General features: G+C 72.7%; 20 protein-coding genes. 9 read left to right on the forward strand and 11 right to left on the reverse strand.

Annotated features, from left to right (window positions below):
- Positions 1–77 precede the first annotated feature (77 nt).
- Positions 78–728, reverse strand: coding sequence for a GntR family transcriptional regulator (locus tag M3677_RS05545; RefSeq protein ID WP_209684356.1), 651 nt, complete (start codon positions 726–728; stop codon positions 78–80).
- Between the two features lie 12 nt (positions 729–740).
- Complete coding sequence (locus tag M3677_RS05550) at positions 741–2,870, reverse strand: efflux RND transporter permease subunit (protein ID WP_251159989.1); 2,130 nt, start codon at positions 2,868–2,870, stop codon at positions 741–743.
- An 83-nt stretch (positions 2,871–2,953) separates the two neighbouring features.
- Here M3677_RS05550 and M3677_RS05555 point away from each other — a divergent pair, with 83 nt between their 5' ends.
- Both M3677_RS05555 and M3677_RS05560 read left to right on the forward strand, forming a co-directional pair.
- The gene (locus tag M3677_RS05555; RefSeq protein WP_251159990.1) at positions 2,954–3,352 is read left to right on the forward strand and encodes a MarR family winged helix-turn-helix transcriptional regulator; all 399 of its coding nucleotides are present in this window, start codon (positions 2,954–2,956) and stop codon (positions 3,350–3,352) included.
- A 67-nt stretch (positions 3,353–3,419) separates the two neighbouring features.
- Positions 3,420–4,454: an LCP family protein gene (locus M3677_RS05560; RefSeq protein WP_251159991.1), complete on the forward strand. Its 1,035-nt coding sequence runs from the start codon at positions 3,420–3,422 to the stop codon at positions 4,452–4,454.
- An 81-nt stretch (positions 4,455–4,535) separates the two neighbouring features.
- Here the strand turns inward: M3677_RS05560 and M3677_RS17955 are convergent, their stop codons facing one another.
- The 6 genes from M3677_RS17955 to M3677_RS05595 form a co-directional block, all read right to left on the reverse strand.
- The gene (locus tag M3677_RS17955; RefSeq protein ID WP_066651599.1) at positions 4,536–5,219 is read right to left on the reverse strand and encodes a transglycosylase family protein; all 684 of its coding nucleotides are present in this window, start codon (positions 5,217–5,219) and stop codon (positions 4,536–4,538) included.
- Between the two features lie 361 nt (positions 5,220–5,580).
- Positions 5,581–6,732, reverse strand: a complete 1,152-nt coding sequence (gene rlmC / locus M3677_RS05575) for a 23S rRNA (uracil(747)-C(5))-methyltransferase RlmC (protein WP_251159992.1) — start codon at positions 6,730–6,732, stop codon at positions 5,581–5,583.
- Positions 6,733–6,739: 7 nt separating this feature from the next.
- Positions 6,740–7,615, reverse strand: coding sequence for an SMP-30/gluconolactonase/LRE family protein (locus M3677_RS05580; RefSeq protein ID WP_209684366.1), 876 nt, complete (start codon positions 7,613–7,615; stop codon positions 6,740–6,742).
- Positions 7,616–7,652: 37 nt separating this feature from the next.
- Positions 7,653–8,273 carry a DedA family protein gene (locus M3677_RS05585; protein WP_209684368.1) on the reverse strand — a complete coding sequence of 207 codons (621 nt, stop codon included), beginning with the start codon at positions 8,271–8,273 and terminating at the stop codon, positions 7,653–7,655.
- Between the two features lie 37 nt (positions 8,274–8,310).
- Positions 8,311–8,997 carry a FadR/GntR family transcriptional regulator gene (locus M3677_RS05590; RefSeq protein WP_066651590.1) on the reverse strand — a complete coding sequence of 229 codons (687 nt, stop codon included), beginning with the start codon at positions 8,995–8,997 and terminating at the stop codon, positions 8,311–8,313.
- A complete protein-coding gene (locus M3677_RS05595; RefSeq protein ID WP_251159993.1) occupies positions 8,994–9,713 on the reverse strand; it encodes an SDR family oxidoreductase in 720 nt (239 codons plus the stop codon). The genes M3677_RS05590 and M3677_RS05595 overlap by 4 nt, the downstream gene beginning before the upstream one ends.
- A gap of 71 nt (positions 9,714–9,784) precedes the next feature.
- Between M3677_RS05595 and M3677_RS05600 the strand changes: the two genes are divergently transcribed.
- From M3677_RS05600 to M3677_RS05630, 7 genes are all read left to right on the forward strand, one after another.
- Positions 9,785–10,540 carry an SDR family NAD(P)-dependent oxidoreductase gene (locus M3677_RS05600; protein WP_251159994.1) on the forward strand — a complete coding sequence of 252 codons (756 nt, stop codon included), beginning with the start codon at positions 9,785–9,787 and terminating at the stop codon, positions 10,538–10,540.
- A gap of 133 nt (positions 10,541–10,673) precedes the next feature.
- A complete protein-coding gene (locus M3677_RS05605) occupies positions 10,674–13,601 on the forward strand; it encodes a Na+/H+ antiporter subunit A (protein ID WP_066651585.1) in 2,928 nt (975 codons plus the stop codon).
- Positions 13,598–14,023 carry a Na(+)/H(+) antiporter subunit C gene (locus M3677_RS05610; protein WP_209684376.1) on the forward strand — a complete coding sequence of 142 codons (426 nt, stop codon included), beginning with the start codon at positions 13,598–13,600 and terminating at the stop codon, positions 14,021–14,023. The genes M3677_RS05605 and M3677_RS05610 overlap by 4 nt, the downstream gene beginning before the upstream one ends.
- Positions 14,020–15,723, forward strand: coding sequence for a Na+/H+ antiporter subunit D (locus M3677_RS05615; protein ID WP_251159995.1), 1,704 nt, complete (start codon positions 14,020–14,022; stop codon positions 15,721–15,723). The genes M3677_RS05610 and M3677_RS05615 overlap by 4 nt, the downstream gene beginning before the upstream one ends.
- The gene (locus tag M3677_RS05620; protein WP_066651579.1) at positions 15,716–16,297 is read left to right on the forward strand and encodes a Na+/H+ antiporter subunit E; all 582 of its coding nucleotides are present in this window, start codon (positions 15,716–15,718) and stop codon (positions 16,295–16,297) included. Before M3677_RS05615 ends, M3677_RS05620 begins: the two co-directional genes overlap by 8 nt.
- Positions 16,294–16,635: a sodium:proton antiporter gene (locus M3677_RS05625; protein WP_209684378.1), complete on the forward strand. Its 342-nt coding sequence runs from the start codon at positions 16,294–16,296 to the stop codon at positions 16,633–16,635. Before M3677_RS05620 ends, M3677_RS05625 begins: the two co-directional genes overlap by 4 nt.
- Positions 16,632–16,988 (forward strand): monovalent cation/H(+) antiporter subunit G, encoded by a 357-nt coding sequence (locus M3677_RS05630; RefSeq protein WP_081984549.1) that lies wholly within the window; start codon positions 16,632–16,634, stop codon positions 16,986–16,988. Before M3677_RS05625 ends, M3677_RS05630 begins: the two co-directional genes overlap by 4 nt.
- Before the next feature lies 1 nt (position 16,989).
- Here M3677_RS05630 and M3677_RS05635 read toward each other — a convergent pair whose 3' ends face one another.
- The 3 genes from M3677_RS05635 to M3677_RS05645 form a co-directional block, all read right to left on the reverse strand.
- Complete coding sequence (locus M3677_RS05635; RefSeq protein WP_251159996.1) at positions 16,990–17,961, reverse strand: NAD-dependent epimerase/dehydratase family protein; 972 nt, start codon at positions 17,959–17,961, stop codon at positions 16,990–16,992.
- A 48-nt stretch (positions 17,962–18,009) separates the two neighbouring features.
- The gene (locus M3677_RS05640; RefSeq protein WP_251159997.1) at positions 18,010–19,248 is read right to left on the reverse strand and encodes an MFS transporter; all 1,239 of its coding nucleotides are present in this window, start codon (positions 19,246–19,248) and stop codon (positions 18,010–18,012) included.
- Between the two features lie 221 nt (positions 19,249–19,469).
- On the reverse strand, positions 19,470–19,910 hold the full coding sequence (locus tag M3677_RS05645) for a MarR family winged helix-turn-helix transcriptional regulator (protein ID WP_251159998.1): 441 nt from the start codon (positions 19,908–19,910) through the stop codon (positions 19,470–19,472).
- Positions 19,911–19,941 lie beyond the last annotated feature (31 nt).

Below are 19,941 nucleotides of genomic sequence, written 5' to 3' on the forward strand. Positions count from 1 at the left end.
AACCATAACGGCACAGCGTGGAACGGACAGGGAGATCCCTGAGGGTCCGTGCCCGACGCTGTACGCCCGGCGCTCGGTCAGTCGCGCGTGGGCAGGAGGTGGATCGCCTCCATCGCGAGTTCCGCGTCGATCGGCTCGCCCGCGGCGACGGCGTCACGGAGCTTCACGATCTCGGGTCGGATGACGTCGGTCGGGACGAGCTCGGTGAGCTCGGGCACGCGGAGCCGGAAGGCCAGACCGTCGGTGGTCGAGCGGCACAGCTGCGCGAGCGAGGCGTTGCCGCAGGCCTCCGCCCACATCGAGTAGATGTCCGCCCCCTCGCGCGCGACCTCGGCCTGCTGGTCGGCGTCGAGCCGCGCCAGGACGTCGTCGAGCACGGCGGTGACCCGCTCCCGCTCGGCGTCCGAGAACCGCGGGACGGCCAGGCGGACGACCCCGCCGTAGATGACGCCGAGCGTGCGGTAGGCGTCGAGCAGCTCGGCCTCGGTCGGTGCGGCGACGCGGGTGTAGCGGTTCGGCGCCATCTCGATGAGTCCGGCCCGTGCGAGTTCCGCCAGTGCTTCACGGATCGGGGTCCTGGAGACGCCGAGCCACGCGATGAGGTCGTCGTCGTTCAGTCGTTCGCCCGGTTCGAGCGTGCCGTCCATGATCGCGTCGCGGATCTTGTCCTGCACGGTGTCACGGAGCAGCTTGCGCTCTGCGGCCGGCTGCGTGGAGGGAACTGGCATGCCACCAGCGTGTCACATGTGACGCGCTGCGCGCGAGAGGCGCGACGGCCACCACGCCCGGCGCCCCAGGTCGATCACGAGCGCGGGGACGAGCAGCGACCGGACCACGACGGTGTCGAGCAGGACGCCGAACGCCACAACGAAGGCGATCTGCGCCAGGAACAGGATCGGGATGACGCCGAGCGCCGCGAAGGTCGCGGCCAGCACGATGCCCGCCGAGGTGATCACTCCCCCGGTGGCCGCGAGCCCGCGCAGGACACCCTCACGCGGGCCGTGCCGCAGGGACTCCTCGCGCACCCGGGTCATGAGGAAGATGTTGTAGTCGACGCCGAGCGCCACGAGGAACACGAACGCGTACAGCGGGACGGACGGGTCGACCCCGGGGAAGTGGAACACGTGGTCGAACACCAGTGCGCCGACGCCGAGTGCGGCCGCGAAGGACACCACGACACTGCCGACGAGGACCAGCGGGGCGACCACGCTGCGGAGCAGCAGCACGAGGATCAGCAGGATGACCGCGAGCACCACGGGGATGATGACCGAGCGATCGCGGATGCCGGTGTCGTTCGTGTCGACGGCGGTCGCCGTGACGCCACCCACGACCGCGTCGGGGTCCACCCGCTCGACGGCGACGCGGAGGTCGCGGACGGTCCGTTCGGCGGCGCTCGAGTCGGCGGGGTCGGCGAGCGTGGCCTCGAGCAGGACGTCCCCGCGCGACACCGTCGGCTCCGCCGCGCCCGTGGCGGTCCGGGCGGCGGCGTCCGACCCCACGGGGACGGTCCCCGAGGGCGAGTCGGTGGAGGCGGCCACCACCCCGTCGACCCCGCGGACCGAGCGGACGGCGTCGACGAGGGCGTCCAGGTCACGCTCGGCGCCGATGACCTGGGCCGGGCTGCCGGAACCCCCGGGGAAGTGGTCGGCGAGGACCCGCTGGCCGTCCCGCGCCTGGGACGACCCGATCACCAGGTCGCTCTGCGGGACGCCGTCGGCACGGAGCCCGACGAGGCCGCTGCCCATCGCCAGGAGCGCCACGGTGCAGACGATCCAGACCGTGCGGGACCGACGCGCGACGAGGCGCCCCACCCGCGCCCACAGTCCGGTCGCGTCCGGACCGGTGGTCGGGCGGCCACCGGAGCCGAAGGCCGGGCGCAGGGGCCAGAACGCCGCCCGACGGAACGCCAGCAGCAGGGCGGGCAGCAGGGTGAGGGCGGCGAGCAGGCTGAAGGCGATCCCGATCGCGGCGACCGGCCCGAGCGCCTTGTTCGAGTTGAGGTCCGACAGGAGCAGGCAGAGCACCCCGACGATGACGGTCCCGCCCGAGGCGACGATCGGCTCGAACGCGCCGCGGAGAGCGGCCCGGGTCGCCTCCCAGCCGGTGCGGTGCTCGCGCAGTGCCTCGCGGTAGCGCGCCGTGTAGAGGAGCGCGTAGTCCGTCGCGGCGCCGATCACGAGGATCGACAGGATGCCCTGCACCTGCCCGTTGACCGTCACGACCCCCGCCTTCGCCAGGGCGTACACCACGAGGATCGAGGCGCACAGGGCGAAGGTCGCCGTCCCGAGCACCAGGAACGGCAGCAGCGGCGACCGGTAGACCACGATCAGGATGACGAACACGGCGGCGAGTGCCACCCCCAGCAGCAGGCCGTCGATGCCCGCGAACGCCTCGGTCAGGTCGGCCGTGAAGCCCGCCGGACCGGTGACGTACCCGGAGACGCCGGCGGGCAGCGCCTCGTCCACCGTGGTCCGGATGGCCGAGACGGCGTCTCCGGTCTCCGCGTCCTCGGTCAGTGTCGCGACGATCTCGGCGGCGTCGCCGTCCTCGCTCGTGATCACGGGGCTCGTGCCCTGCACGTCGTCGCGCTCGCCGATGGTGTCGGCGATCCGACGGGCCGCAGCGAGGTCGTCGGGCGTCAGGCCGCCGTCGCGGTCGAGGACGACGATGGCGGGTGCCCCCGAGGCCTGTCGGAAGTCGGCGGCACGCTCCTGCACCTTCGTCGCGTCGGCCGAGGCCGGCAGGAACGACGTCTGGTCGTTCGTGGCGACCTCGGAGATCTTCCCGAAGACGGGACCGCCGACGCCGGCCACGACGAGCCAGACGAGGATGACGAGCGCGGGCAGGACGATGCGGAGGAACCGGGACACGTCGGTGAGCGTACACCGATCGTCAGCATGCTGACTATCTCCGCGCCGACGCCGCCGGGAGGACCCGCCCGTAGACTCCGATCATGCACGAACCCGCGGAGCAGTGGCCGCTCGGACGCCTGCTCTCCGCCGCGGCACGTGCCGTCGAGCGGGAGTGGGACGAGCGACTCCGGGCGATCGGGCTGACCCACGCCGCCCTCGTCGCGATCGACATCCTGCTGCGGACCGGCCCGACGGGCGCGGACACCATCGCCAGGACCGCTCGCGTGCAGCCCCAGACCATGTCGCGGACCCTCGAGCGGGCCGAACGGGACGGCCTGGTCGAGCGGACCGCCCACCCGGAGGACCGCCGGCGTCGCGTGGTGTCCGTCACCGACGAGGGTCGCCGCGCATGGGAGACCGCACAGCACATCGAGCGGGAGGTCCTCCCCGAGGACGCGGAGCTCCGCCGGCGGCTGACCAGCGTGCTGCACCGCTCGTGACACTGAAATACCACATGCTGTAGACTCTCCGGGTCGGCGCAGGGCCGACCCGACCCGAGGAGTCCCGATGTCCGAGCGTCGCGCCGCCCGAGCCGCGGCAGCAGCAACAGCAAGAACGGCCCGGAGGCGGCGCAGGCACCCCGCGCTCAGCGCGCTGGTCGCCACCACCGGCACCCTGGTCGGCATCGCCACCCTGCTCGCGGTCGTCGCAGCGGTCTTCGTCGGCAGTCTGACCCGGAGCTTCGACGACCACACCGAGGCGATCGCGGACCCCTTCCCCGCCGGCGACCGGCCCGCACCTTCCGGCGGCGCCGAGGACATCCTGCTCATCGGCTCCGACTCGCGGGCCGGACTGGCCGACGGCGACCAGACCGCCGGCGGGCGGTCGGACACGCTGATGCTCGCCCACGTGCCCGCCGACCGCCGCCACGTGTACCTCATGTCGATCATGCGCGACTCGTGGGTCGAGGTCCCCGGCCACGGCCGGGCCAAGATCAACGCCGCGTACTCCTGGGGCGGCATCCCGCTCACGGTGCAGACGGTCGAGCAGCTGCTCGACGTCCGGATCGACCACGTCGCCGAGGTCGACCTCGCCGGGTTCGCCGACATGACGGACGCACTGGGCGGCGTGACGGTGCAGTCACCGCGGGACTTCACGGCGCGGGGCCACCACTTCGTCAGCGGCGCGAACCGGCTCGACGGCGAACAGGCCCTGGCCTTCGTGCGGGAGCGGTACGCGTTCGCCGACGCCGACCACACACGCGTCCGGAACCAGCAGGCGTTCCTGCGCGGGGTGTTCGACCAGGCCCTGTCGCGCGGCACCCTGACGCACCCGGGACGACTGCAGGAGTTCGTCACCGCGACGAGCGAGCACCTGGCGGTGGACCCCGGGCTCGACGCGGCGACGATCGTCCGTCTCGGGTGGTCCCTGCGCGGGGTCCGACCGGACGACCTGGTCACGTTCACGATGCCGACCGCGGGCAGCGGGACGACCCCCGACGGCCAGTCGTTCGTCCGGTTGGACGACCACGACCGCGCCGCGATCTCGAGCGCCCTGCGGTCCGACGACCTGCAGCGGTGGCTCGAGGATCGCCCGAGCTGACGGTCGCGCCGGCGAATCCCGGACAGCACGAGACCCCCGCGACAGGTGCCACGGGGGTCTCGTGTCGGATCGGGAGGTCGATCAGGCGGGGAGCTGGAGCTCCTGGCCGGCGTAGATCAGGTTCGCGTCGTCGATCGTCGACGTGTTCGCGGCCCACAGCTTCATGTAGCCACCGTCGATGTTCAGCTTCGTCGCGATCTTGTCGAGCGTGTCGCCCGACTCGATCGTGTACGTCTTGCCGCTCGTCGCGACCGCGGCCGGCTTGCTCGACACGGCCGCCTTCGGAGCGGCCTGCGTGGTCGCCTTCGGTGCGGCCGGCGTGGTCGCCTTCGGTGCAGCCTGCTGCGGCGCGGCCTGCTGCGGTGCAGCCTGCTGCGGCGCGGCGGGGGCCGGAGCGGCGGCCTGCGGAGCGGCACCCGTGGTCCCGCTCAGGCCGAGCTTCGCGGAGCAGGCCGGCCATGCACCCCAGCCCTGGGACGCGAGGACGCGCTCGGCGACGGCGATCTGGGCCTCGCGGCTCGCGGAGGCCGGGTTGCCGGCGCCGCCGTTCGCCTGCCAGGTGCCGAGGTTGAACTGCAGGCCACCGTAGTAGCCGTTGCCGGTGTTGATGGCCCAGTTGCCACCGGACTCGCACTGTGCGAGGGCGTCCCAGGTCGAACCGGATGCGGCGTTCGCGGGCGCTGCCGCCAGGCCGACACCGGTCGCGGCGATGCCGGCGAAGGCCAGGCCACCGACGATGGTGCGGGTACGGGAAAGCTTCTTCATGGTTGATCGCTCCACCGGGACCACGGACCTGGCGCCCGCCTGAGCGGACCCGGTCGCCACTGCCCGTCCCGACCGATCGCGGTCATGTTGTGGGGTGCGCCGCCGGGGGCAGTGGTCTCGTGCCGGTGGCGCTGGTCGGCAACCATAGGAAATTCGTGACTGTTATCAAACCGAGACAATGAGTTCTACCCGTGAGTGCTATGTCCCCCACCGGTCTTCCTGAGTGCCCCGATCACCATGGGCATGCAGATCGGTCTGTACCCGGGTACGTGACCTTGGCAGTTTCCTGGCAATGCTGCGGACGGGAGGCCCGTGGCGGCCTGGCAGCGAGCCTCCCGACCGCTGGCTGGTCGCGTCCTGGTCAGCGCCTGGACAGCAGCGTCACGGCCTCGAGGTGGCCGGTCTGCGGGAACATGTCGAGCACGCGCGCCCGTCGCAGGCGGAGCGACGGCATGCGCGCGAGGTCCTTCGCGAGGGTGACCGGGTTGCAGCTCGAGTAGACGACGTGCTCGACCTCGGACTCCTCGAGCCAGGTCGCGAGCGTCTCGCCGATGCCCCGGCGCGGCGGGTTCACCACCACCAGCTCGGGCAGCGCGTCCGGTCGGGCCCGGAGGGCGTGCTCCGTCGCGTCGTCGGCCGCGAAGCGGACGTCGGTCAGCCCCGCCTCGCGCGCGGACTGCTTCGCGGAGCGGATCGCCTCCCGGCTCGTCTCGATCCCCGTGACGGCACGACCCGGGCGCGCTGCGTGCAGGGCGAACCCGCCGACACCGCAGTACAGGTCCCACATCGAGGCCGGCCCGACCTCGTCGATCCACGCCGACGCCTGGTCGTACAGCTGGCTCGCGACGCTCGTGTTCGTCTGGAAGAAGCTCTGCGGTCGGAGGTGCATCGCGATCGAGCCGAACCGCATCGGCAGCGTCTCCTGCTCGGTCAGCACGACCTCGCGTTCCCCCTCGGTGACGGCCTTGTGCTCCGGGAGCAGGTTCGCGGTGACCACGACCGCCTCGGGCAGGACCCGCCGCAGGTCGTCGAGGCGCTCACGCAGTCGTGGCAGCTGCCCTTCGGAGCGCAGCACGAAGCGCACCATGAGCTCGCCGTCCGGGGACTCGGTCACGAGCACGAACTTGAGCTCGCCCCGACGTGCGGCCACGTCGTACGGGATCAGCCCCGTGTCGGCGACGAAGTCCGCCAGGACCGGGAGCGCCCGTCGGATGCCCGGCGTGCAGATGCCGCAGTGCCGCAGGTCCACGCCGCGCTGCCGGTGGTCCAGGATCCCCACCGTGGGGCGCTGGACCGTGCCGCCGACGACCATCTTCGCCTTGTTGCGGTACCCGGACTCCGGGCTCGTGATCGCGGGCAACCACTCGACCGCCCCCGGGCCCCCTGCGGCCTCGACGGCGTCCCGCAGGAGTTCCCGCGTGCGGATCTCCTTGTCGAGCACCTGGTCGCCGTAGGGCTGTCCCATGAGTGTGCACGAGCGGCACACCCCCCGGTCGAAGTAGTCGCACTGCATGGCCGGGTCAGGATACGGCAGCGGCGTCCCGCGTCGTCGTCGCGATGCGGTACAGCGAGGTCGTCGCGGTCACGAAGAGCGTCGTGCCGTCGTCGCCTCCGAAGCACAGGTTCGACACGACCTCGGGCACGGCGACGTCGCCGATGCGGGCGCCGTCGGGTGCGAAGACCGTCACGCCCCGGTGGGTCGAGGACCACACGTTGCCGTGGACGTCGACCCGGATGCCGTCCGGCACGCCCTCGCCCTCGCCGAGCCGGGCGAACACCCGGCCGTTCTTCACGCGGTGGCCGTCGACGTCGTAGGCACGGATGACCGGCTCGTGGGCGGACGAGCTGGCGACGTGGAGCACGCGCTCGTCGGGCGAGAACGCGAGACCGTTCGGTTCGTCGACGTCGAGCACCACGGGGCGCAGGTCCTCGCCGTCCGGTCCGCACCGGAACACCCAGTGGTCGCCGTACTCCCGCTCGCCCGGGTGTCCCTCACGCGGCTGGGTGATGCCGTAGGCCGGGTCGGTGAACCAGATCGAGCCGTCCCGCGTGACGACGACGTCGTTCGGCGAGTTCAACCGACCGTCCGCCCAGCCGTCGACGACCGCGGTGACGACGCCGCCCCGGTCGCGCTCGACGCGTCGCCGCCCGTGCGAGCACTGCACGACGGAGCCGTCGCGGTCCAGCGTGCGGCCGTTCGTGAACTCGACGTCCGACGCGTACACGGTCGTACCGCCGGTCTCCTGGTGCCACTCGAGGATCCGGTCGCCCGGGATGTCCGACCAGCGGACCGTCCGGTCGGACGGGATCCAGCACGGTCCCTCGGCCCAGGTGCTGCCGGTCGCGAGGCGCTCGACGGCGTCGGGGTCGGGGACGAGTTCGGTGAGGCTCGACACGGGTCCTCCTTCGGACGGTGCCCTCCACGCTACGGCGTCAGGCGGTCGCAGCGGCCTCGGCGCGGCGCCGCACGGCCTTCTCGACCGCGGAGATCGCGAGGCCGAGCAGGATCGACGCGACCACCGCGAGGGTCGTCACGAGGAACGGCTGCTCCCGGCTCCAGTGCCCGGTGGCCGCCGCGATCCCCACGCAGTAGGCCGCCCACACCACGTCGGCGACGAGGCAGCTGACCAGGAAGCGCCGGAGGTCGAGCCCGCTGTCCGCACCGACCAGGTTCGTCGTGAGGCGCCCCATCGGGATGAAGCGGCCGAGGACGGCGATGCGTCCGGGGGCCTTCCGGTACCTGGCGTCGATCGACTCCCGCGCCTTCCTGACCTTCGGCCGGCTGAACCACGACCGCGAGCCGAGGTCGACCGTCCGCGCCAGGTGCCAGAGCGCGACGTCGCCGAGCACCATCCCGATCGTCGCCGCGACCACCAGGACGAGCACGGGCAGGAACCCACCGTCACCACCGACGAGCAGCGTGCCGATCGCGACGACGAGCGCCTGGCTCGGCAGGAACACCGCAACGCTGCCGGCGGCCAGCACGAGCCCGACCACGAGGAAGGCCCAGGGCGTCCCGACGAGCTGGAGCACCATCTCCTGCGCTGCGTCCACCGTTCACCTCCGTCGACGCCGGGTGCGCCGACCACGATCATCCCAGGTCCGGGCCCGGCCGGTGCTCGGTGCGCCGCACGATCTCGCGCATCACGTCGGCGGCCTCGTCCGACCGACCCCCGACGACCGCCTGCACGAGCGCGACGTGCAGCCCGACGTCGTGGCGGTCCGGCCGGATGCTCCCGCGCTCACGAAGCGCCTCCCCCACGACGCGGTGCAGCCGTCGGTACAGCGCGTTGCCGGACAGCTCCAGCACGAGGGAGTGCAGCCGGACGTCCGCGATCGTGAAGTCGACCCGGCGGTCCTCGGCCGCGGCGGACGCGAGCTCGTCCGCGGTGGCGAGGAGCGCCTCCCGTCCGGCCGCGCAGTCCTCGAGCGGTGCTCGTCGGGCCGCCGCGGCGGCCGCTGCCGGTTCCACGGCGACCCGCAGCTCGCGGAGCTCGACGGAGACCTGCGCCGCGTCGGGCCCCCGGAGCCGCCAGCGGACGACCAGCGGATCGAGGACGTCCCAGTCCGTGGGGTGGGCGACGACCACGCCGACGCGGGGGCGCGCACTGAGCATGCCGAGCGCGACGAGGACGCGGACCGCCTCACGGACGATGCTGCGGCTCGCGCCCGACCAGGCCACCAGGTCGTCGGTGCTCCGACGGCTCCCCGGCGCGAAGGTGCCGGTGACGACGGCGGTCCCGATCCCGTCGAGCACCCGGTCGAAGGCGCTCGTCACCGCTGCGCGACGGGCGACAGGACGAGCTCGTCGATGCGGACGTGGGCCGGCGCCGCGAGCACGAAGGCCACCGTGCGGCCGACGTCGTCGGGCTGCAGCATCCGAGCGCGCGCCGCCGCGTCGGGGACCTCGGGACGCTGGTCCAGGAAGTCCGTCGCGACGTCGCCCGGGCACAGGTGGGTGGCCCGCACGCCGTGCTCGGCCTCCTGCTGGTTGAGCGTCCGGACGATCGAGCCGAGGGCGGTCTTGCTCGCCGAGTACGCGACACCGGCACCGGGTTGGAAGGACCAGCCCGCGTAGGACGACACCACCACGACGACACCGCCCGCGTCCCGGAGCGCCGGCAGTGCAGCGTCGACCACCGCCACCACGGCGGTCGTGTTCGTGTCGATGACGGCGCGGACGTCGGCGAGCGACTGGTCGTCCCACCGTCGCGCCGGCGAGTTCAGCCCGGCTGCCAGCACCAGGCCGTCGATCCGGCCGTGCCGTCCGAGCACGGCGTCGCGTGCTGCGGGCACCGCGTCGCCGTCCGTCACGTCGAGCGGCACGACGTCCGCCGTCCCGCCGACCGCGCGGACCTCGTCCGCGACCTGCTCGAGTAGGTCCCGGCGACGCCCGCTGAGCACCACCGTCCACCCGTCACGGGCTGCGGCCACCGCGCTCGCCGCCCCCATCCCGCTGCCGCCACCCGTGATCCAGAGCACCTTCGCCGTCATGCTCGAATAGTATGACGATTCAAGGCACGGGCGCCCACCGTTGCCGGGACAGACCGACGACGGGAGCGACGATGCACCTCGACCTGACCGACCGCGTGGTGGTCGTCACCGGAGCCGGCCGGGGGATCGGCCGGACACTCGCGGCGCGGTTCGCCACCGAGGGGTGCCGCGTCGTCGCGTTCGACCTCGCCTTCGACGACGCCGGTGACGACGGCGTCGACCGTGTCGTCTGCGACGTCGCCGACCCGGCCTCCGTGCGTGCGGCCGTCGACGAGGTCGTCCGCCGGCACGGCACCGTCGACGTGCTCGTCAACAACGCGGGCATCAACGTCACCGGGACCGTCGCCGAGCTCGGCTGGGACGAGTGGCGACGGTGCATGGACGTGAACCTCGGGGGCACCTTCCTGGTCAGCCAGGCGGTCGCGCCGGTGATGCAGGCGGCCGGGCGCGGGCGGATCGTCAACGCCGCGTCGTTCGCGGCGATCGTGCCGAGCGTCGGCAGCGCGGCCTACGCGGCGTCGAAGGCCGCGGTGGTCTCGTTCACCCGCGTGCTGGCGTCGGAGCTCGGCCCGTGGGGCATCACCGTGAACGCCTACGCGCCCGGCATGGTGCCGACCGCGATGAACGGGTTCGCCGAGATGCCGCAGGCCGAGCAGGACCGGCTGCTCGACACCCTGTCGCTCCGGCGGTGGGAGACGCCCGACGACGTCGCCGACCTCCTGGTCTTCCTGGCGAGCGACGCGTCCGCCTACGTCACGGGCACACTGCTGGACGTCTCCGGCGGCAAGCTCGCGACGCAGATCCCGGCACGGGCGCACGGTCGCTGAGGCCGGACGCGGAGCAGAGTGGAGGGAACGCTCGCTCCGGCTGTCCGGTCGCTCAGGAAGTTGCCATCCGCCTCTCCGTAGGCTGTGAGGGCCCAGTGAGCCGGACTGCAGCCCGACCCCGAGGAGGTGCCCGATGGTCTCCGTCCTCGTCGCGTTCGCGATCGTCGCCCTGATCGTCCCCGCCCTGACCCCGCTGATGGGGCGCCGCGTGTTCTACGTCGCCGCCCTCGCCCCCGCCGCCGCCGCGGTGCTGACGATCGCCCAGAGCGACGCCGCACTCCACGGCGGGGTCACGAGCCGGTGGCAGTGGATCCCGGAGCTCGACCTGGCGCTGTCGTTGCGGATGGACGCCCTGTCGTGGGTCCTCGCCCTGGTGGTCTCCGTCGTCGGTGCGCTCGTGCTCGTCTACTGCGCGTCGTACTTCGAGCGGGACGAGCCCGGACTGGGCCGGTTCGCGTCCGTCCTGACCGCCTTCGCCGGGTCGATGTACGGCCTCGTCGTCGCCGACGACGTGATCGTGCTCTTCGTGCTCTGGGAGGCCACGACGGTCTTCTCGTACCTGCTCATCGGGCAGGACGCCGACAAGCGCGCGAGCCGTGCCGCCGCGATGCAGGCCCTCGTCGTCACGACCGCCGGCGGGCTGGCGATGCTCGCCGGACTCGTCGCCCTGTCCGTGACCGCGGGGACCACGAGCCTGTCGGGCATCATCGCGCAGGCACCGGAGCTCGTCGAGCGTCCGGGGCCGCTCGTGCCGGTCGCGGTGGTCCTCGTGCTCCTGGGCGCCCTGACGAAGTCGGCGATCGTCCCCTTCCACTTCTGGCTCCCGGCAGCGATGGCGGCGCCGACCCCGGTCAGCGCGTACCTGCACGCCGCGGCGATGGTGAAGGCCGGCATCTACCTGGTCGCCCGCCTGGCCCCGGCGTTCGCGCTGCTGACCGGCTGGCGCGAGACGATCACCGTGCTCGGTGTGCTCGGCATGCTCATCGGCGGCTACCGCGCGCTGCGCCAGACCGACGTGAAGCTGCTGCTCGCCTACGGGACGGTCGCGCAGCTCGGCTTCCTCGTGCTCGCCGCCGGGTGGGGCGCTCCGGCCGTCGCCCTGGGCGGGGTCGCCCTGCTCGTCGCGCACGCCACATTCAAGTCGACGCTGTTCCTGGTCGTCGGAGCCGTCGACCACGCGACCGGCACCCGCGACCTCCGGAAGCTCAGCGGTCTCGGGCGGAAGCTGCCGTGGCTCGTCGTGGTCAGCGTCCTCGCGCTCGCGTCGATGGCGGGCATCCCGCCGACGATCGGCTTCGTCGCGAAGGAGGCCGTCCTGACCGGCTTCGTCGAGGAGCTCCACGGACCGCAGGCGGCCTGGGCGTGGATCGCACTCGTCGGGGTGACCCTCGGCTCGCTCCTCACCGTCGCGTACTCGCTCCGCTTCCTCTGGGGCACGTTCGCCCGGAAGTCCGGCGTGGCCGACACCGAGCCGCACGGCCTGCACGGACTCGGTGTCGTGCCGTCCGTCCTCGCCGTCGCCGGACTCGCGTTCGGCCTGCTCACGCCCGTCGTCGCGCACGGCCTCGAACCCGCTGCCACCGCCGCGGCGCTGCCCGAGGGCGAGGTCCCGCACCTGGCGCTCTGGCACGGCCTGGAGCCCGCGCTCGGCCTCTCCGCGATCACGCTCGTCGGTGGCGTCCTCCTGTTCCTGGCACGACGCCGGGTCGAGGCCCTGCAGCACCGACTCTCCGGGTCACCGAGCGCGGCCGACACCTACCGGAAGACCATGCGTGGGCTCGACCGCCTGGCGACCGGGCTCACGGCCGGCGTCCAGCGCGGGTCGCTCCCCTACTACCTGACCGTGATCCTGTCGGTGTTCGTCGCCGGCGCCCTGGCGAACCTGGTGCTCGGCGGCCCGTGGGCGTTCCGCGTGCGCTTCGCCGACTCGTGGGGCCAGGTGCCGGTCGTCGCCGTGATGGCCGTCGCCGCGATCGCGGTGCTGACCGCGAAGACCCGGTTCGCCGCCGCCGTGCTCGTCGGCGTCACCGGCTACGGGATGTCCGTGCTCTTCGTCCTGCACGGTGCGGTCGACCTCGCGCTCACCCAGCTCGTGGTCGAAACCGTCACGCTGATCGCGTTCGTGCTGGTGCTCCGCCGGCTCCCCCCGCGGATCGCCACGGCCAACCCGTCGCGCTTCCGGATCGTGCGGGCCCTGTTCGCCGGCCTCGCGGGAGCCACCCTGGCCGTCGTCGTGGTCGTCGCGGCCTCGGCACGGAACAGCACCCCGATCTGGCCGGACATCCCGGCGCTCACGAAGTCCTTCGGTCACGGCCTGAACGTCGTGAACGTCGCCCTCGTCGACCTGCGCGGCTGGGACACGCTCGGTGAGCTGACCGTCGTCGTCGCCGCGGCCACGGGTGTCGCGAGCCTGATCTTCCTCGATTCGCGCGAGGACACCCTGCCGCGGCTGCGCGACCTGCCGGCGACCGTGACGAGCGACAAGCACCGCCCGGACGGCGAGCCCCGCGCCTGGCTGCCGACGAGCGCGGCGATCCCGACCGGTCGCTCGGCCCTGCTCGACGTGGTCGTCCGCCTGCTCTTCCACGGCCTCGTCGTGCTCTCGCTCTACCTGCTCTTCGCCGGGCACAACACGGCCGGCGGCGGCTTCGCCGGCGGACTCGTCGCCGGCATCGCGCTGGCCGGTCGGTACCTGGCGGGCGGTCCCGCGGAGCTCGGCGCCGCCGCGCCCGTCCGCGCCGGTCGCCTGCTCGGCCTCGGCGTCGCCACCGCGGCCACGACCGCGATCGTCCCGCTGTTCTTCGGGAAGGAGGCCCTGTACTCCGCGTTCTTCGAGGCGACCGTCCCCGTGCTCGGGCACGTCGAGTTCGTCACCGCGACGTTCTTCGACATCGGGGTCTACCTGGTGGTCGTCGGGCTCGTCCTCGACGTGCTCCGGAGCCTCGGTGCCGAGGTCGACCGGCAACGGCTCGAGGACTCGCGGGCGCGCATCACCGACACCACGGAGGGCGACGTCGACGACAACGCCGCCGCCGCGACCCCGGAGGGGAGTGCCGTATGACCATCACCCTGGTCCTCGTCATCGCGATGGCGGTGCTGTTCTCGTGCGGCGTGTACCTGCTGCTGGAGCGGTCGCTGACCCGGATGCTGCTCGGGTTCCTGCTGCTCGGCAACTCCCTGAACCTGCTGTTGCTCATCATGTCCGGCGCGGCGGGCAAGCCCCCGATCGGCGGCTCGTCCGAGGGCATCACCGACCCGCTCCCCCAGGCGTTCGCCCTGACCGCGATCGTCATCACCTTCGCGGTGAGCGCGTTCCTGCTCGCCCTCATCCACCGCTCGTGGAAGCTGTCCCGCGCCGACGAGGTCGAGGTCGACGAGGCCGACGTCGCGATCGGCAAGGACCGCGACGACGATCCCGCGGACGACGACCCCGAGATCGACACCGACCCCGAAGCGGTCCAGAACGAGGAGGCCTCGCGATGACCTGGCTCGTCCCCCTGCTCGTCCTCGTCCCGCTGCTCGGCGCCGCCATCGCGCTCGGCCTCCTGCGGCACCAGAAGCTCCAGCGGGCCATCACGGTCGCGGTGCTCGCGGTGGCCGTGGTCGTGGCCGCCACGCTCATGGTGCTCGTCGACCAGCACGGCACCATCGTCGTGCAGGTCGGCGGGTGGCAGGCACCGTACGGCATCTCGCTCGTCGTCGACCGGCTGAGCGCCCTGCTCCTCACCGTGAGCGCGAGCGTGCTCCTGCTCGTGCTGCTCTTCTCGATCGGCCAGGGACTCGCGGCCGACGACGAGGACGCCCCCGTCACGATCTACTACCCGACCTACCTGGTGCTGGCCGCCGGAGTGCTCGACGCGTTCCTGGCGGGCGACCTGTTCAACCTCTACGTCGCGTTCGAGATGCTCCTGGTGGCGAGCTACGTGCTCATCACCCTGGGCGGCAGCGAGCAGCGCGTGCGCGCCGGCACGACGTACATCATCACGAGCCTCATCGCCTCGGCGCTGTTCCTCGCATCCATCGGCCTGGTCTACGGCGCGACCGGCACCGTGAACATCGCGCAGATCTCGGAGCGCGTCGCCGGGCTCCCCGAGCACGTGCAGCTCCTGCTCCACACGATGCTGCTCATCGCCTTCGGCATCAAGGCCGCGGTGTTCCCGCTCGCCTTCTGGCTGCCGGACTCGTACCCGACCGCACCGGCCCCGGTCACCGCGGTGTTCGCCGGACTCCTCACGAAGGTCGGCATCTACGCGATCATCCGGCTCGAGACGATCATCTTCCCGAGACCACAGCTCAACACGGTGCTGCTCGTGGTCGCGGTGCTCACGATGATCGTCGGCGTGCTGGGGGCCGTGTCGCAGACCGACGTGAAACGACTGCTGTCCTTCACGCTCATCAGCCACATCGGCTTCATGGTGATGGGCGTCGGGCTCGGTTCCGTCGTCGGCACCGCCGCGGCCGTGTTCTACACGGTGCACCACATCGTCGTGCAGACCACGCTGTTCCTGGTGTCGGGGGTGATGGAACGCGTGGGCGGCACGACCTCGACCCGGTCGCTCGGCGGGCTGCTCAAGGCCGCACCGCTCCTCGCCGCGCTCTACCTGGTCCCGGCGTTCAACCTCGGGGGCATCCCGCCGTTCTCCGGGTTCATCGGCAAGCTCGGCCTGTTCCGCGCCGCGGCCGAGGACGGCTCCCCGATGGCCTGGGTGACGGTCGGCGCCGGCGTGGTGACGAGCCTCCTCACCCTGTACGCACTGATGCGCGTCTGGGACGCCGCCTTCTGGCGGCCCAAGCCGGCCGCCGAGGCGGCGGCACCGCACGCCAGCACGGCCGAGCCGCACGCGCACCTGCGGTCGCCGGAACCGGCGCCGCTGACCGTCTCCGAGGAGACGGGCGAGGCGTACCACCCGGGAGGCTCGACCACCGTCACCGAAGCGGCGCACGCGAGCAGTGCCTCCGGTCCGGCCACCGGCCAGACCCCCGCGGTCGAGCCGTCGGTGCACACGCCGCTGCCCCGGATGCTCGTCGCCGTCACGACGGTGGCGGTCCTCGGGTCGGTCGCGCTCACCGTCGTCGCCGGTCCGCTCTACGGTTACGCGACCCGCGCAGCGGAGTCACTCGAGTCGCCGGACCGATACGTGCAGGCCGTCCTGGGCAGCACGGACGGAGGCGCTGATGAGTGACACCCGCCGCATCTCGAACGCCCGACGGATCGCCCTCGCCTGGCGCTACGACGTGCCGCTCGTCGCCGGACTGACCGTGCTCTGGGCGCTGCTGTGGGGATCCTGGAGCGTCCTGACGCTGCTGTGCGGCGTGGTCGTCGCGCTCCTCGTCACGCAGCTGCTCCCGCTGCCGCCCGTCCCCCTGTCGAAGCGGTTCTCGCTGCCGCGCGCACTGTGGTTCCTGGTGGTGTGGGCCGGGCACGTCGTCGTCGCCTCGTTCCGGGTGGCCTGGGCGGCCGTCCGACCGCGCGGCGTCCGGCAGAGCTCGATCGTGCTCGTGCAGCTGCACACCACGTCGGAGATGACCTTCACGCTCGCCACCCTGGCGATCTCCCTCGTGCCCGGGTCGTACGTCGCCGACGTCGACCTCCCCCGCCGTCGCCTGCTCATCCACGTGCTCGACACCGAGCGCCGTGAGCAGGTCGACCAGGAGCGGCGGACCGTCGCACGCATCGAGGAGCTCGTCATCCGCGCCATCGGGTCGAAGCAGGACGTCTCCGAACTCGCCGAGCCGCTGCCGGAGGTGACCCGGTGAGCGCCGCGGTCGTCGTCATGGCCGTCGGGATCGCGCTCGTGCTCGTCCTGCTCGGCGCCACGCTCGCGCTGGCCGTCGGGCGGATCGTCCGCGGACCGACGATCCTCGACCGGATGATCGGCTCCGACATGGTGCTCACCACCGCGCTCGTGGTGATCGCCGCGGCGATGGTGGTCCGGCGCGACCTGACCGGCGTCCCGGTGCTGGTCGTCATCGCGGCGACGAGCGTCTTCGCGACCATCGCCGTCGCACGGATCGTCACGCCCTCGTCGGACCCGTCCGACGAGGGGATCGACGTGACCACGCCGGAGCACGCCGCCGAGGAGGAGTCGAAGTGATCGAGATCCTGCAGTCCTTCGTCGACGGGGCCGGCGTCCGTGCGTGGATCGCCCTCGTGCTGATGCTCCTCGCCGCGGGGCTGTCGTTCGGCGCCGCCGTGGGCATCGTCCGGTTCCGGGACCCCCTCGTCCGGCTGCACGCGATGGCGAAGCCGCAGGTGCTCGGGTTGGCGCTCGCCCTGGCCGCGATCGTCGTGGCGGTGTGGACCTGGACGGCGTTCTGGGTCGTGCTGCCGGTGCTCGTGTTCCAGCTCTTCCTGGTGCCGGTGTCGACGCACATGATCGCGCGTGCCGGGCTGCGGTCGAACGACTACCGGCACGAGGACCTGCTGGTCGACGACACCGAGGACTGAGTCACCCGGCGGCGCGGACCGCAACCTCGTCGTCGTCCGAGAGGCCCGCGCCGTGGGGGTGGACCGGTTGCAGCTGCTCCCACGCGAGCACGTCCGCCAGCGTCTCGGCGAGTGGCCTCCGTGTCAGGCCTGCCGCACGCGCGCGGTCTGCCGGTCGGTCGTTCATGCCCTGGTGGTCGTCGTCGGGGATCCACAGCGGCAGGGACCGCTCCCCCACCCAGGGCGCCACCCCGCGCGCGAGGAGCACCTCGTCCGCGAGCGCCACGACCGGGACGTCCACGCCCGCTGCGGCCCGTGCTTCCTCGAGGTGCTGCCCCAGCGTGACGACCTCGCCGGGGACGTCGTGGACACCCGCTCGTCGGCCCTCGGCCGCTCCGACGAGCCATCCCGCCAGGTCGCGGACGTCGATCACCGAGGTGGGTCGATCCGTGCGCGCCGGGACCACCACCGCGCGGCCGCTCTCGGCTGCACGGGCGAACCGCCACGGCCAGTAGCCGGAACGTCCGGTGTGGTCGCCCGGTCCGCCGACGAGTCCGGCCCGCGCGACCGAGGCACGCTCGGGGCCGAAGGCGTCGAGGACCGCACGCTCGCACGCCACCTTCGCGGCGCCGTAGTCGGCGGGGTCGTCCGACGGCTCGAGCACGGCGGCGTGCTCGTCGGCACCGCGCTCGGCCTGCGAGGCGTAGACGCTCACGGTCGACACGAAGACGTACCGGTCGGCGACGGGCTCGAGGTCACGGGCTGCGCGACGGACGTGCTCCGGGGTGCGGGAGACGTCGACGACCGCGTCCCATCGCTCGCTGGCGACCCCGGTCAGGGCGTCGTCGCGGTCCCGGTCGGCCCGCACGAGTCGAGCGCCGGTGGGGACGTCCGAGCCGCGCGCGACGCACGTGACGTCGTGGCCGGTGTCGAGAGCGTGCTGCACGACGGTCCGGCCGAGCCAGGCGGTGCCGCCGAGGACGAGGATGCGCATGCAGTCCAGCCTGCACCGAGCGGCGACCGACGGCGCGCGGCGACCGGCTCAGGCGGTCGCGGCCGCCGGAGCGTCCTCGCGGCGGGCGAGCAGCAGGTCCGCCACGGCGGCGACGACGACCAGCGCGGCAGCGTACGCGGGGAACGCCATCGCGGCACCGGTGCCCGCACGCTCGGCGACCTCGCCGACTACGGCCGACGCGACCGACTGTCCGACGATGACCGCCGAGCCGAGGATCGTCATCGTGGTCGCCGAACGGCCGACGGGCGACCGGTCCGATCCCAGGCTGTACTGCGCGACGAGCGTCGGGCCGATACCGATGCCCATGACACCGAGCACGAGGACGACCGCCACGACGGAGTCCGCTCGGCTGAAGGCGATCGCGCCGCCCAGCAGCACGACCCCGAACACGAGCCAGCGCCAGGTGACACCGAACCGCTGCGGGAACGCCGCCGATCCGAGTGCGAGTGCGGCGGACCCGATCCCCATCACGCCGTACAGCAGGCCGGCCTGGGACGCCTCGCCGTGCTGTTCCGTGAAGGCCGTCAGCGAGGTCAGCGTCGACCCGAAGAAGAGTCCGATGCCGAGGATCCCGACGACGACCACGAGGAGTCGCGGACGGAGCAGCTGCCGGGCCGGTGCGCGCGTCTCCTGTGCCGGCCCACCGACGACGAGGGCGCCGGTCGGGTGCAGCGCGAAGGCGGTGACGAAGACGAAGGTCAGTGCCGACGCACCGGCGACGGCCACCCACGGCGCGATCGTGCTCGCGAGCAGGCCGACCAGGAACGGTCCGACGATGAAGACGGTCTCGTCCGCGGCCGACTCGTACGCCATCGTGCCGCTGAAGACCTTGTCGCGGCGTGCCGGGGACATGCGCTGGCGGATGATCGCCACGAGTCGCGTGCGGGACATCGGGGCGACCTGCGGTGCGGTCGCGCCGATCAGGAACGACATCGCCAGGACCGCGAGGTCGGGCGCGGTGCTCGCGACCACGATCGGCAGGACGCCGAGCAGGACGGCGTTCGCGAGTCCGACCGGGACGAGGACGGCCCGCTGGCCGAAGCGGTCGGCGGCCGCACCGACGAGGGGTCCGAAGATCGCCGAGCCGATCCCGACGAAGGCGGAGTTGATGCCACCGAGGGCGACGGAGTCACGGGACGCGACGACGAGGGTGAGGACACCGACGACCATCATCGCGAAGGGCAGACGGGCGATGAACGCGATCGGGAAGTACCACCGACCGGCGAAGGAGACGAGGGACGCGTCGGAGCGTCGGGCTTGGAGCATGAGGGGGTGTGCCTTCTGGGGCCCGGCCTGGTCCGGCGGCGGGCCCATCGGGTGCCGCCGCTGTCCGTCGGTGGGGCCGACGGCCGGTAGATACACACTGCTTGCTGTTGTGTCCCCCCAGGGTACCAAGCCCGTCCGGACGGCACGCGGGACCCGTCGGGACGCAGCTGGTGACGGTCTGGAGGCGCGTGGCGGGCCCCCCCCCCCCCGCCCGACCCACGTCAGCCGCGGCGCAGGCCGTCGTCGATGCGCGCCAGCAGGTCGGCGGCGACGTCGATGCCGTCCTCGTCGCCGCCGAGGGCGGCTCGGAGCCGCTCGGCCCAGTGCGCGTGCAACCGCGCGATGCTGTCGTGGGCGAGGGCGGTGGGGTGCAGCTGCACGGTCCGGGCGTCGTCCGGGTCGGTACGGCGCTCGACCATGCCCTTCGCGACGAGGGCGCGGAGCGCGACGCTGCAGTTGCTGCGCTGCAGGGCGGTGGCCTCGGCGACGGCACTCGGCGAGGCGCCGGGGTTCCGGTGCACCCAGCGCATCACGAGCGCCTCGGTGCCGGTCAGCGGGACGATGTCGAGCGCATGCGGGCCGTGCGGGTCGACCTCGCGACCGATGCGCAGGACGACGTCGGCGAACTCGGCGAGGGCGTCATCGGAGACCGCTGGTGCCATGTCGTCACTGTACCGTCCAGCGACAATGAGT

Origin of the sequence: Curtobacterium sp. P97, from assembly GCF_023712445.1 — a bacterium.
Classification (GTDB): Bacteria; Actinomycetota; Actinomycetes; order Actinomycetales; family Microbacteriaceae; genus Curtobacterium.